This window comes from Duganella sp. AC917 (assembly GCF_979258245.1).
Genome location: NZ_OZ409848.1, coordinates 1,316,064 through 1,329,015 on the forward strand (window position 1 = coordinate 1,316,064; position 12,952 = coordinate 1,329,015).

Sequence of the window (12,952 nt, forward strand, 5' to 3'; positions counted from 1 at the left end):
TCATGCGCACCCAAGACCGGCTTTTGAGCAAAATGACACTGGCGGTGGCGCCGCTGCTGATCTGGGCGGCACACTTCTTTTTTTGCTATGCGTGGACGGCTGCGGCCTGCCAGCGCGGTGCAGATCCAGGCTTGGCGCTGACGGTGGCGTCGGTGCTGGCGCTGGGCGCGGCGGCCCTTCTGCTGGCGCGTGCGGTACGGCCGGCATGCCGCGCGTCGCAGCCTGTGCGCCTGGTCGTCTGGGTCCATTTGGCGTCGGCGGCGCTGGCGCTGGCGGCCATCGTGTGGACGTGCGTGCCCATGCTGATGCTGGAGATGTGCACCGCGCCTTGAGCCTTCCTGGCTGGTTTTTCGGCCGTCGGCGCGGCAACGTTTTGTGACAAAGCGCGCATTTTCGCTGTTAAATATTGTGCTACATTGCTTTGTTTTCTTTTTGAGTGGCGCCCGCGCCGCGTCGTCATATGCAAGTAAAGCATTCGCTGTACGCGTTCTTGTTGTTGATGTTCGCGCTGTTCGCACTGTATTTTTACTCCAGCTTTCCACGGCCTGCGAGAGCGCCGGCGTCGCCGCATCGCCCTGCAGACGCTTGGCTGGCCAATCCGCGCGCCGCGCACCATGCGCCATCGGCCGATACGGCACGTGTCGATCTTCCAGCCGCCGCCACGGGCATGCCGCTGGCGACTCAAATCGATCTTCTAGTCTCCACCGGCGTGCCGGCCGACGCGCTGCGCGCTTACTGGCTGGCGCAGGGCTGCATCGACTTCGCGGAGAAGGGCATAGCACTGACGGAGGATCCACAAAGCCAAACGTTCTTGCGTGGGCTGACCGACGAGGAATATCGGGCGCAAACGGCGCTTTGTGCCGGTCTCACGGAGCGCATCAAGATGTCGCGCCTTGACCATCTGGCGATCGCCGCCAGGGCAGGGGTGAGCGGGGCGGACGACGCGTTTCTGCGTGTCGGTCCGTTCGGCGATCGCAGCGCGCTGAAGACGCGGCCGGACGATCCGTTGGTGAAGGCGTGGCGCTTGGAGGCGGAGCAGTTGTTGACGGCCCACGCGGAGGCGGGCGACATGATAAGCATGTTGACCTTGATGCGGGAGTACAGCTATGGCGGGACGCTGGACGCCGATCCGGCGCTGGCGCTGCGCTATACCTACGCGGTGAGCGATATATTCGATCGGATGCTGGCACGGAGCGACCCGAATTTCCCCAATCCTTACAAGACCCAGGTGGAAATGGCGTTGAAGGGGCCACTATCGACGCAGCAGGTCACCACGGCGATTGCCGCCGGCAAGGACATGGCGGAGAAGGCGGCCGAGCAGCAGGCGAAGAATCGCGCCGCAGCGGGCCAGTGAGCGCCGGTTACTCGACAGGAGCGCAGACCTACGATGGGCAAGCCGAATATCTCCAGTGCCGTCGCCCCCGAGTTGCTGGCGGGTTGGCTTGCCGCACGGTCGGTCGCGCGCGGCTTGCCGCTGCCGGTAGCCGACAGCGGCGGGCTGCGCGTCGACACGGGATCGGACATCGAAGTTCGGCGCTATGTGTTCGCCGGACCGGTGCAGGAAATACGCGAGCTGGCCAAATCGATTACGCAACCGCGCACCTTCATCAAAATGATCGGGCCAGCCGAGCAACTGCTGGAACTCGTGCCGGCCGCATGGCAATTGCAGCCCGGCGCCCACTTCATGGTCCACGATGGCGCACAGGATGCGCGACCCGCCTTGCCTGCAGGGTATCGGCTGGAATTGGTCATGGAAGGCTGCACCACCCTGGCCCGCATTTTCAGCGTCGATGGCGACCTGGCCGCCAGCGGCTATGCGGCCGAATACGGCGGGACATTCATTTTCGACCGCATCATCGTCGAGGAGGCGCATCAGCGACGAGGGTTGGGCAGGGCGATGATGGCGGCGCTGGGTTCCGCGCAACGCTCAGGCGCCACGCGGCGGGTTCTCGTGGCGACCGATGCCGGGCGTGCTCTGTATTCGACGTTAGGCTGGACTGTTATTGCGCCTTATTCCACGGTGGCGACTTAGCACGCTTCATTGCGCCTCCGTGTGCTCATGCAATAGCGCGTCCAGTCCATCGAAACGCTGTTCCCACATCCGCCGGTTGGCGCCGGATTCGCCGCTGAAGAACTCGAACGTGTCCAAGGACGCGTAAAAACGTCGGCCGCCCATCGCCGTCGTGGCGGCGGTGACGATGCGTTGTTGCTGCACGAAGTCAATACTTCACTGATGTGGCATCGGACCGCCTGCCAAGCGCTAGCGGACGTTAGATAAATCTCACGACCTCTCCTGAATACAGTCTGCGAACTGCAAGGCGTATATTTGCTCGGTGGACTTTAGGAAGTGCGTGACATTTCATGAGGGGCGGCTGCGGTTGCATAGAGCCAATCACTTGGACTCAGGCAAATCAACGCATAGCGGTAAAAACACCGTGAACGCACTGCCTTCTCCTGGTCCGTCGCTATGAACCGTCACGTGGCCTTTGTGGGCTTCGACCAAGTTTTTTACGAGCGCCAACCCCAAGCCCAGGCCGCCGCCGGTACGATCCGACGAAAGTTCAGCCTGAACGTAGAGGTCGAATAGGCGCGGAACAAGCTCCGCTGGGATGCCGTTGCCGTTGTCCGTTATCCGCAGCAACGCCATCGGCCCGCATTTTTCCAATGCAATGTCGATGTCCCCTCCATTGTCGGTGTAACGTATAGCGTTGTTGAGGACGTTGCACAGGACCTGGATCAACCTTGTACGGTCGCCGAGCACCAACAGATTTTCGTGGCACAGTTGTATCGTGATACGGTGGCCCTTGGCGTCTGCCGCAAATTGCACTTGTTCGACCGACGCCGCCACAATTTCCGCAATTTCCACAGAAATCTTCTCCATGTGCACTAGACCACGGCTCACCCGCGAGACGTCCAACAGATCCTCGACCATTCTGCTCATATGAGCGACTTGCCGGTTGATCATTTCGCCCATCTGGTTGGCGCGTTCCGAACTCACGCCGGTCGGCCTGAGAAGCGTGGCGGCCATGGCCGTCGCCGACAGGGGACCGCGCAGTTCATGGCTGAGCATAGTCAGGAACGCATCCTTGCTGCGATCTGCCTGCTGCAGGGCGGCAGCCTGGTCATCAAGTGCAAGGTTAAGCGCTTCGATCCTGCGATTTCGATCTTCTAGACGACTTGTTACCGTGAGCAGCTCGTCCTGACGTAGCTGTAGTGCATTGAGGGCATCAGTCAATTCACGGTTCTGGTGACGTACCTCCGATAACGCCGCTTGATTAGGCAGCGCTTCGAGCCGCGAGATAATCGAACGGAAGTCATCGGCTGCCTTGAATACGATTTGTCGCGGAAACGGCTTGCCGACAGTGATTCGCGTGCCTGCTGCGCTGCTGGCGATCTCAAAATGATCCATCAGACGACGGGCCGATAAAATCCCTAGCCCCATTCCTGAAGTTGAACGGTAATTTCCCGACAGGATCAGTTCAACGTCCGCAATTCCCGCTCCCTGGTCTTCGAATGTGATGAGCAATTTTTGGGGAGCCACCCTGCCAACGACGGCGAACGAGACAAATCCAGTGCCCACGTAATTATAAATATTACGCGCCAGCTCCGAAACCACCGTACTGATGCGCGCTTGGTCGAGGTTGCCGAAACCGCAGGCCTCGGCGATCTGGCGTGATCGCTGTCTGAGGAAAATAATGTCAAACTCGCCTCCAATTCCAAGGGTTAGTATATTGTCATCATGGGAATTGGATGTGTGAATCAAGATATGCTTTACCAGGAAGGGCGAACGCCAAATTTAGCGTTTAGAATTGCAATAAATATTTCTTCGGCATTGTACTCCGCCTGCTTCATCATCCGAAGCTATCTGTCCCAGTGAACGCCTGATCCAGGACGACCTAGTCGCACATACGCGGAACAAATTAACGGCCAGGACCAAAGCGGGTCAGGCGGACCGACTTGATGACACGGAGTTGGGATAGGAGTTAACGCCGCGCTAACGCCACGTGTTTCCAGACAAGGTTTGAAGGTTTGCCATGGCGCGGAAGCAGCCGTTGGCCGTTCGGACGTCGTGTCGAGTTTCAAGTAATCGTCCCGAAGTCGTCGGCCCCGCCCACAGCGCTAGCGCTTTGATTAGGAGCGCTCAAGCTCCTCGTTGCGGCCGCCGGCGCGCAGTTTGGTCATGGCCACAGCCGCCGCCGAGGTGCGCGTCTCCACCCCAAGCTTTACGAACACATGCTCCAGGTGCTTGTTGATCGTGCGCGGGCTGGTGCCAAGGATCTCGCCGATATCGCGGTTGGTCTTGCCCTTGATGAGCCAATTCAGCACCTCCGATTCGCGCTGCGTCAGTTTGAACGCGGCCATCAGCTTTTCGATTTGCGCGACGTCGGACTCCTCGCGCAGCACGATCATCCATTGCTCGTCCTCGCTGAACTCCGCCGCCGAGAAGATCAACCTGCGCGCGCCGCGCGCCAGCGTCAAGGGCGGATGCGACTGGCCTTGGCTATGCGCGGCCTGCGTCGCCGCCAGCCACGTGGGTAACTCGGTGTCGACCAGATACCCCTGCATCAAGGTGCGCGCCAAGGGTGTTTGCCAGACGATCTTGCCGTCGCGCGGCGACATCGCGATGACCGCGTTGCCGAAGGCGTCCAGCGCGCTGCGGGCCTGGTCCATCAGGCGCGCCGTCTGCATGTGGGCGGCGATCCTGGCCAGCACCTCGCCGGTGCGCAGCGGCTTGGTGACGTAGTCGTTACCGCCGGCCTCGAAGGCGGCCACCACATGCTCGGCCTCTGTCAGGCCGGTCATGAATACCACCGGAATATGACGCGTGGCCAGATTGGCTTTCAGCCGCCGGCACGCTTCGAAGCCGTCCATGCCGGGCATGATGGCATCGAGCAGGATGATGTCCGGCTGCGCTTCGGCGGCGCGCTGCAACGCCGCCTCGCCGTTGTTCGCCACCAGCACGGTGAACCCCGATTCGTCCAGCGCGTCGTGCAGCACGGCGAGGTTTTCCGGGACGTCGTCGACCACCAGTACCAGGTTGCCGCGCGCGGGTTCAATGTTGAAGTTCATCGCTCTTATTCTTTCGGACAAAGTCGGCCATCGCATCAAGCTGGAAGCGTTTGGCAAAATCGCGCATGGCGTGGGTGAAGCGGGAGTACTGGGCGTCGAGCGCGTCGATCTCATCGAGCTTGGACTGGATGCCGCGTACATAGCCGATGCGTATCAATTCCTCCAGCGCCGCCATCTGCGCGGCCGGGGGCATCGCCATTGCCGCAGCACCCACGGCAGCCGGCATCTCGCTGCTGATCGCCTCCGCGCGCGGCTGCGTGATCCAATCCAGCGCGAGGCGGCGGCCGATCCAGTCCAACAGCTCGCCGACGTTGACCGGTTTGATGATGAAGTCTTCCGCCTTGATGCCGGCTGCGTTCTCCATGCCCTTGTCGAAGGCGTTGGCCGAGACGATGGCGATCGGCGCCTGCGACAACTGGCGGCGGCGCAGGATGTAGCTGGCCTCCCAGCCGTCCATGCCCGGCATGGCGAGGTCCATCAGTATCAGGTCGGGCTTGAACGACGCATGCAAGTCCAGGCATTCGAGGCCCGACGCCGCCTGCGCGATCTCGAACCCCAGCGGCGCGAGGATGTTGAGCAGCAGCTCGCGGTCGACCCGTTCGTTGTCGACGACCAGAATGCGCCGGCGCGGTCCGCGATAACCGGTGCGCTGCTGCGCCGGCGCCTCCAGTTCCCGCAGTGCGTTACCGGTGACGTGCACGCTGGGCAGGAACAGCCGGATGTGGAACAAGCTGCCCTGTTGCGGCGCGCTGCGGATCTTCATTTCGCCGCCCATCAGCTGCGTCAGCATTTTGCTGATCGGCAGACCGAGGCCGGTGCCGCTGGCGTTGGCGTGCGCGCTGGCGCTGCCGCGCGTGAACGGCTCGAAGATGTGATCGAGTTCCTCCTGCAGGATGCCGGGACCGGAGTCCTCGATCTCGAACGCGGCGATTTCGCGTGCATACTTCAGCCGCAGCACGACGCCGCCCTCGCTGGTAAACTTGACTGCGTTACCCAGGATGTTGATGAGGATCTGCCCCAGGCGCTTGCGGTCCGCGCGCACGATGCGCGGCAGCGCGCCGGTCAACTCGTAGCGGAAGGTCAGGCCTTTGTTGGCCGCCTGCAGCTCGAACATGCGCACCAACTGCCCGATGAAGTCGGGGAAGTTGATCTCCTTGGTGTCGAAGGTCAGCTTGCCGCCCTCGATGCGGGCGATATCGAGCGTGCCTTCGATCAGCGACAGCAGGTGCTCGCCGCTGCTGCGGATCACGCGGATGGCCTGCTGGCGGTGCTCGGGGATCGATGGATCGTTGTCGAGTAGCTGGGCGTAGCCGAGTATTGAGTTAAGCGGTGTCCTGATCTCGTGGCTGATGCCGGCGATGTAGCGGCTCTTGGCCTGGTTGGCCAGGTCGGCGGTCTTTTTGGCCTGCTGCAGCTGCGCGTCGGTCTGGCTGTGCAGTTCGATCTCACGCGTCAGCAGGCCGGTTTGGCGGTTCGATTCCTCCTGCGCCACGCGGCGGCTTTCGCTGGTGAGCACCAGCCACCAGGCGACGATGCCGCTGGTGATCAAGAGCGCGGCGAAGATCTTGAAGAACACCAGCCGCAGTTGCGGCAGCAGCGCGGCGTCGCCAGCCGGCAGCACCGATTGCTCGTGGTAGTAGATCAAGCCGAGGAGGGCGCCGAGGAACAGCACCGTGACGATCATCAGCAGCAGGTAGTGTCCGAGACCGCTACTGAGATAGCGCCACAGCGATTTGGGCAGCAGCGCCTGCATCGCCTGCTGCCACTGCGCCGACACTTTCGCGTGCGGCTTGCAGACGTCGTTGCAGCGCGCGTCCAGGCAGCAGCACAGCGAGCAGATCGAACCTTGATAGGCCGGGCAGTGCGCCATGTCCTCGGCCTCGTATTCCTTCTCGCAGATCACGCAGGTCTTTTGCACTACGCCGGGCTGACGCGCGATATAGTATTTACCCTTGGTGGCGATGGCGATCAGCGGCGCCGCCACCAGCGCCGTGAGCAGCGCGATGAAGGCGGAAAAAGCCTGCGCCTGGTGGCCGAACACGCCCATGAAGGCGGCCACCGACAGCGCCGACGCCAGCACCATGGCGCCGACGCCGACCGGATTGATGTCATACAGGTAGGCGCGGCGGAACTCGATGCCCTTGGGGCTCAGGCCGAGCGGCTTGTTGACCACCAGGTCGGCCACCACCGCCGTGATCCACGAGATGGCGATGCACGAGTACAGGCCGAGCACCTGGTCGAGCGCCTGGAACACGTCGAGCTCCATCAGCAGCACGGCGATCAGCGCGTTGAACACCGCCCACACCACGCGGCCCGGATGGCTGTGCGTAAGGCGCGCGAAGAAGTTCGACCACGCCAGCGATCCGGCGTAGGCGTTGGTCATGTTGATCTTCACCTGCGAGATCACCACCAGCAGCGCGGTGGCCAGCAGCGCCCAGCGCGGATCGGCGAACACCTGGCCGTAGCCGGCAAGGTACATATGCGTCGGATTGACGGCCAGGTCGAGCGGCACCGCGCTGCTGATGGCCAGGAAGGCCAGCAGCGCGCCGCCAAGCATCTTGACGATGCCCAGCAAAATCCACCCCGGTCCCGCGATCAGCACGCCCAGGTGCCAGCGCATACGGTTGTCGGCGGTCTTGGGCGGCATGAAGCGCAGGAAGTCGACCTGCTCGCCGATCTGCGTGATCAGCGCCACGCCGACAGCGGTGGCCGCGCCGAACATCAGCACATTGAACTGGCCGTTCTGGCCTGAGCGGCCGGCGTAGTCCATTAACTGCGGCAGCAATTCAGGCTGTTTGTGCAGGATGGCGACGAACGGCAGCGCCATCAGGATCAGCCACACGGGCTGTGTCAGCATCTGGATGCGGCTGATCAGGGTCACGCCGTGCGTCACCAGTGGAATGACGGCCAATGCGCTGACCATGTAGCCGAGATAGAGCGGCAGGCCGAAATACAGTTCCAGCGCGTAGGCCATGATGGCCGCCTCCAGCGCGAACAGGATGAACGTGAACGAGGCGTAGACGAAGGAGGAGATGGTCGAGCCGATGTAGCCGAAGCCGGCGCCGCGCGTGAGCAGGTCCATGTCGACGCCGTATTTGGCGGCATAGTAGCTGATCGGCAGGCCGGTGAGGAAGATGATCAGGCCGACGGCCATGATGGCCCACAGCGCGTTGATGAAGCCGTAGTTGACGGTGATGGTGCCGCCGATCGCTTCCAGCACGAGGAAGGAGATGGCGCCGAAGGCCGTGTTGGAGACGCGGAACACCGACCATTTGCGGAACGAGCGCGGGGTGTACCGCAGCGCGTAGTCCTCGATCGTTTCGTTGGCCACCCAGGTGTTGTAGTCGCGCCGGATCTTGACGATGCGCTGGGGCGGTTCGGTCTCTGCCGCGGTGGTGCTCATGTACTCCCTGTTCTGGCTTATCGTTATCTGCTCCTGACTTACAAGCAAGAGTTATGCCGATAAACTAAGCTGAACCCGGGGCGGTATCGGAATCGATGGCGGTTGCGATGGGCGCGCCGCCCCATCGTGGTGCGGCGAGATGCGAGCGCACCACATTGGTGCTAACGAACTAGCGTTGGCGGTTGGCGTTGAGCTTGTCGAGCAGGCGGGTCAGCTCGTCCCGCATGCCCGGTGACAGATTGGTGAACTGGCAACCGATCTGCACCTGTTCGCCCAGCAGGAAGGAACGGAAGGTGCGCGACAGGCGCACCTCGAGGTCGGCGATCATGACCGAATCCGGACCAAGCTCGAGCCGTACCCGCTGCAGCTTGCGCCCCACGTGCAGGCCGACGCAGTCGCGCGGCGGCGCGCGCATGCCGACGCCGCCGGACGAGAAGTCGTACAGCTGCAATTCGTACGGCTTGCCGTTCAACACGAACGAGGCCATGTAGTAGATGCCCAGCGGTGTTTCGAGCCGGGTCGAGGCGCGCCGGTTCAGCACCAGGCACTTGAGCGGGAAGCCCAGCGGGATCAGGGTCGGCACGCCGGGCTGGCAGGCCCACTCGTCCGAGCTCAGCTTGAACTGGATCTTCGCCGAGCGCAGCCAGGCGACAAAGGTCGCTTCGCCGGGCGGCAGGAATTCGCCCTCGTTCAGTTCAAGCACAAAGCGCGGATTGTCGGGATCGACCGAGCGGATGCGCGCCATCACCACATTGGTGGTGCTGGCCGGGTAGATCGACACCGGGTCGCCGTTGTCGGCGAGCAGGGTCAGCGAGTCGCCGATGTCATGCTCATCAGTCATGTCATGCGGCTTCGAACCCGCCGGTATGGGCTCCACAGCATCTTTTAGGCTGGGCGGGCCCCGGCGAATTTCGTTGGGTATGGGATCGTTCACGACGGCATATCTCTTTGATTGTGACTTCAGCAATGCGAGGTCGGTCCGAACAGTTTACAAGTTATTCGCGCACTTGGCTTGCTAAATAGCAATAAACAGTGAGAATATTTCGTTGACTGTGCGGTTTGGTCCACGCGCACGCCGGGTAGGGCGCGGTCGGCGCTCCTCGGCCGCTGCTTAAAACTGCTCTTCGGGACGCAGGTAGCGCCATTGGCCGACCGGCAGGTCGCCCAGTTTGACCTTGCCGATGCGTACCCTTTTCAAACCGAGCACTTTGAGCCCGACCATGTCGCACATGCGGCGGATCTGGCGCTTCTTGCCTTCCCGCAAAGTAAAGCTGAGCTGGTCGTCGTTTTGCCAGCGCACCTTGGCCGGCAGCAGCGGCTTGCCGTCCATCCACAGGCCATGGTTGAGTTTTTTGAGGTCGCTGTCGGGCAGCTTGCCCGGTTTGGTGTACTCCACGCGCACCAGGTATTCCTTGTCGACGCTGGTGGTCTCGCCGATCAAATGCTTGGCCACGCGGCCGTCCTGGGTCAGCACCAGCAGGCCGACCGAATCGATGTCGAGGCGGCCTGCCGGCACCAGCGAGCGCAGCTGGGTCGGGTGGAACAGCTCGGGCGACGGATCGTCCGGCCAGCGGTTTTCCGGCTTGACCAGCACCACGGCCGGCTGATAGCCGTCCTCGGCCTGGCCGCTGACGTAACCCATCGGCTTGTTGATCAGCACCGTGACGCGCTTGGATTGCTCGGCGGCGGCCTGGCGCTCGACGGTGACTTTCTGGCTAGGGTAGACCTTGCTGCCCAGTTCGGAGATGACCTGGCCATCGACCCGGACCCAGCCGCGCGCTATCCACTCGTCGGCTTCGCGGCGCGAGCACAGGCCCAGTTCGGACATGCGTTTGGACAGGCGTAATAATTCTTCTGACATGATGCTTTTCTATAATGGTGAACGGTGTGGTTTATACCTTGATGGCCTCGAGCAAATCGGTTTCCAGTTGCAGCTGGCTGCGGGCATTGCCCAGCGCCGGCCCGTCGATCAGGAACACGTCCTCGACCCGCTCGCCCAGGGTCATGACCTTGGCCGTATGCAGGTTGAGGCGGTACTTGGCCAGCACGTTGGCGATCGCATACAGCAGGCCGGTGCGGTCGTTGGCCGCGATCGACAGCAGGTAGTACTGCCCGCGCTCGTCCGGGCGCAGGTCCACCGTCGGCTGCATCGGGAAGGTGCGCGACAGCCGCGACAGCCGGCCCTTGCCGGGCGCGCTCAGCGGCTCCGGATGGGTCAGCACGCCGCTCAGCTCGTGCTCGATCAGGTTGATGATGTCGCGGTAGCTCTTGGCGAAGTTCTGCTCGGTCACCAGGAAGGTGTCGAGCGCGTAGCCGTGGCGCGTGGTGTGGATCTTGGCGTCGAGGATGCTGAAATTCTTGCGGTCGAAATAGCTGCAGATGCGCGCGAACAGGTCCGGCTGGTCGCGGATGTAGACGGCGACCTGCAAGCCTTCGCCGATCGGCGCCAGGCGGCACTTGACGATCGGCTTGTCGCTGGTGAATCGGTCGTACAGCGCGCGCGTCTGCCAGGCGATGTCGGAGGCGTCGTGGCGCAGGAAGTAGGCGACGTCGAGCTGGCGCCAGAACGCCTCGTGCGCGTCCGGCCCCAGGCCGTACAGGCGCAAGGTGGCCAAGGCTTCCTGCTGGCGGTTCTTCAGTTCGTGGTCGGCGCTGTGCGGCTCGCCGCCCAGCACGCGCAAGGTGATGCGGTACAGGTCCTCGAGCAGCTTGGCCTTCCAGGCGTTCCACACCTTGGGGCTGGTGCCGCGGATGTCGGCCACCGTCAGCAGGTACAGCGCGGTCAGGTGGCGCTCGTCGCCCACCGTCCTGGCGAAGGCGGCGATGACGTCCGGGTCCGACAGGTCCTGCTTCTGCGCCACCTGCGACATGGCCAGGTGCTGCTCGACCAGGAACACCACCAGTTCGGTGTCCTCGGCGCTCATGCCGTGCTCGCTGCAGAACTGCTGGGCGTCGACGGTGCCCAGTTTGGAGTGGTCGCCGCCGCGCCCCTTGGCGATGTCGTGGAACAGCGCGCCAAGGTACAACAGCCACGGTTGCGCGAAGTTGGCCATCAACTGGCTGCAGAACGGATACTCGTGCGCGTGCTCTGCCATCGTGAAGCGGCGCATGTTGCGCACCACCATCAGGATGTGCTGGTCGACCGTGTAGACGTGGAACAGGTCGTGCTGCATCTGGCCGACGATCTTGCGGAAGTTGGGCAGGTAGCGGCCCAGGATCGACAGGTCGTTCATGCGCCGCAGCGCGTGGATGATGCCCTGCGGCGCCTGCAGGATGCGCAGGAACAGCGCGCGGTTGACCGGATCGGCGCGGAACGCGGTGTCGATCAGGAAGCGCTCGTGCCACAGCGCGCGCATGGTGCGCGAGGTCATGCCTTTGAGCGACGGGCGCTCGGTCATCAGCACGAAAATCTCCAGCATCGCAGACGGCGTCTGCACGAAGGTGTCGTCGTCGCGCATGTCGATCAGGCCGTTCAGATCGTTGAAGCGGGCGTTGATCGGCGCGGCCAGCTCTTCCTGTGGGAACAGCCGTTCCTCGATGTTTTGCAGCAGGATGGTGTTGAGCTGGGTGACGGTCTTGGCGGCCCGGTAGTAGCGCTGCATCAGATATTCGCTGGCGCGCCGCATGCCCGGACCGCTGCCGGTGGCCTGCAAGCCCAGCGACTCGGCGATGGCGGTCTGGATGTCGAACACCAGCCGGTCCTCGCGCCGTCCCGCGTGCAAATGCAGGCGCACGCGGATGTCCTTGAAGGCGCGCTCCTTTTCCATCAGCTGCTTGGCCTCGGTTTGGGTGATCAGGCCGCTGGTGGCCAGGGTGCGCCAGGAGTTGGCCAGGCGCGCGGCCTTGACGAGCCACAGGATCACCTGCAGGTCGCGCAGGCCGCCCGGGCTTTCCTTGCAGTTCGGCTCCAGGCTGAAGGCGGTGTCCTCGTACTTGGCGTGGCGCTGGCGCATCTCCAACAGCTTGGCGTGGTAGAAGGCGCGCGGGTCCATCGCGGCGTCGTAGCGGCGCTGCAGCTGTTCGAACAATTGCTCGTCGCCGCAGATGATGCGCGCCTCGAGCAGGCTGGTTTGTACGGTGATGTCGGCGGCCGATTCGGTCAGGCATTCATCGACGGTGCGGATGCTGTGGCCGATCTCCAGCCCCAGGTCCCACAGCAGTTGCACCAGTTCCTCGAGCTTGGCGGTGGTGGGGGCGTCGGGCGCCTCCTCGAGCAGGATCAGCAGGTCGACGTCGGAGTAGGGGAACAGCTCGCCGCGGCCGTAGCCGCCGACGCCGATCAGCGCCGTGTTGGCGGGCAGGCGCGCTTCGTGCCAGGCCGTCGTCAGCACCGCGTCGACGCTCTGGCGCAGGCTGCGCAGCAGCTTTTCCGGCATGCCGTCGGCCTGGAAGCCGGCGATGACGATCTGGCGATCGGCCTTGAGCTGGCGCTTGAGCTGCTCGCGCAGTTCGTTCTTGATAACGACCGCCGACATGTGC

The 12,952-nt window shown here is 63.1% G+C and carries 10 protein-coding genes; 3 read left to right on the top strand and 7 right to left on the bottom strand.

Going from position 1 to position 12,952, the window contains the following annotated elements:
* Positions 1-2 precede the first annotated feature (2 nt).
* The 3 genes from ACZ0BA_RS05935 to ACZ0BA_RS05945 all read left to right on the top strand — a co-directional run bounded on the left by ACZ0BA_RS05935 (position 3) and on the right by ACZ0BA_RS05945 (position 2,032).
* Positions 3-332 (top strand): hypothetical protein, encoded by a 330-nt coding sequence (locus tag ACZ0BA_RS05935; protein WP_463450403.1) that lies wholly within the window; start codon positions 3-5, stop codon positions 330-332.
* Positions 333-460: 128 nt separating this feature from the next.
* A complete protein-coding gene (locus tag ACZ0BA_RS05940) occupies positions 461-1,354 on the top strand; it encodes a hypothetical protein (protein ID WP_463450404.1) in 894 nt (297 codons plus the stop codon).
* Between the two features lie 33 nt (positions 1,355-1,387).
* Positions 1,388-2,032 carry a GNAT family N-acetyltransferase gene (locus tag ACZ0BA_RS05945; RefSeq protein WP_463450405.1) on the top strand — a complete coding sequence of 215 codons (645 nt, stop codon included), beginning with the start codon at positions 1,388-1,390 and terminating at the stop codon, positions 2,030-2,032.
* 6 nt (positions 2,033-2,038) lie between these two features.
* Here ACZ0BA_RS05945 and ACZ0BA_RS05950 read toward each other — a convergent pair whose 3' ends face one another.
* From ACZ0BA_RS05950 to ACZ0BA_RS05980, 7 genes are all read right to left on the bottom strand, one after another.
* The gene (locus ACZ0BA_RS05950) at positions 2,039-2,215 is read right to left on the bottom strand and encodes a hypothetical protein (RefSeq protein WP_463450406.1); all 177 of its coding nucleotides are present in this window, start codon (positions 2,213-2,215) and stop codon (positions 2,039-2,041) included.
* Between the two features lie 177 nt (positions 2,216-2,392).
* Positions 2,393-3,763, bottom strand: a complete 1,371-nt coding sequence (locus ACZ0BA_RS05955; protein ID WP_463450407.1) for an ATP-binding protein — start codon at positions 3,761-3,763, stop codon at positions 2,393-2,395.
* A 368-nt stretch (positions 3,764-4,131) separates the two neighbouring features.
* Positions 4,132-5,070 (bottom strand): response regulator, encoded by a 939-nt coding sequence (locus ACZ0BA_RS05960; RefSeq protein ID WP_463450408.1) that lies wholly within the window; start codon positions 5,068-5,070, stop codon positions 4,132-4,134.
* On the bottom strand, positions 5,054-8,473 hold the full coding sequence (locus ACZ0BA_RS05965; RefSeq protein ID WP_463450409.1) for a hybrid sensor histidine kinase/response regulator: 3,420 nt from the start codon (positions 8,471-8,473) through the stop codon (positions 5,054-5,056). The genes ACZ0BA_RS05960 and ACZ0BA_RS05965 overlap by 17 nt, the downstream gene beginning before the upstream one ends.
* A gap of 169 nt (positions 8,474-8,642) precedes the next feature.
* Entirely contained in the window at positions 8,643-9,314 is a 672-nt protein-coding gene (locus tag ACZ0BA_RS05970) for a flagellar brake protein (RefSeq protein WP_463450410.1), read from the bottom strand.
* Between the two features lie 270 nt (positions 9,315-9,584).
* The gene (locus ACZ0BA_RS05975) at positions 9,585-10,334 is read right to left on the bottom strand and encodes a pseudouridine synthase (RefSeq protein WP_463450411.1); all 750 of its coding nucleotides are present in this window, start codon (positions 10,332-10,334) and stop codon (positions 9,585-9,587) included.
* 31 nt (positions 10,335-10,365) lie between these two features.
* Positions 10,366-12,948, bottom strand: coding sequence for a [protein-PII] uridylyltransferase (locus ACZ0BA_RS05980; RefSeq protein WP_463450412.1), 2,583 nt, complete (start codon positions 12,946-12,948; stop codon positions 10,366-10,368).
* Positions 12,949-12,952 lie beyond the last annotated feature (4 nt).

Excerpts from the sequence above, each read along its gene's own strand:
- ACZ0BA_RS05935 (WP_463450403.1), top strand. The coding sequence starts at position 3 with ATGCGCACCCAAGACCGGCTTTTGAGCAAAATGACACTGGCGGTGGCG.
- ACZ0BA_RS05965 (WP_463450409.1), bottom strand. The coding sequence starts at position 8,473 with ATGAGCACCACCGCGGCAGAGACCGAACCGCCCCAGCGCATCGTCAAG.
- ACZ0BA_RS05945 (WP_463450405.1), top strand. The coding sequence starts at position 1,388 with ATGGGCAAGCCGAATATCTCCAGTGCCGTCGCCCCCGAGTTGCTGGCG.
- ACZ0BA_RS05940 (WP_463450404.1), top strand. The coding sequence starts at position 461 with ATGCAAGTAAAGCATTCGCTGTACGCGTTCTTGTTGTTGATGTTCGCG.
- ACZ0BA_RS05970 (WP_463450410.1), bottom strand. The coding sequence starts at position 9,314 with ATGACTGATGAGCATGACATCGGCGACTCGCTGACCCTGCTCGCCGAC.
- ACZ0BA_RS05960 (WP_463450408.1), bottom strand. The coding sequence starts at position 5,070 with ATGAACTTCAACATTGAACCCGCGCGCGGCAACCTGGTACTGGTGGTC.
- ACZ0BA_RS05980 (WP_463450412.1), bottom strand. The coding sequence starts at position 12,948 with ATGTCGGCGGTCGTTATCAAGAACGAACTGCGCGAGCAGCTCAAGCGC.
- ACZ0BA_RS05975 (WP_463450411.1), bottom strand. The coding sequence starts at position 10,334 with ATGTCAGAAGAATTATTACGCCTGTCCAAACGCATGTCCGAACTGGGC.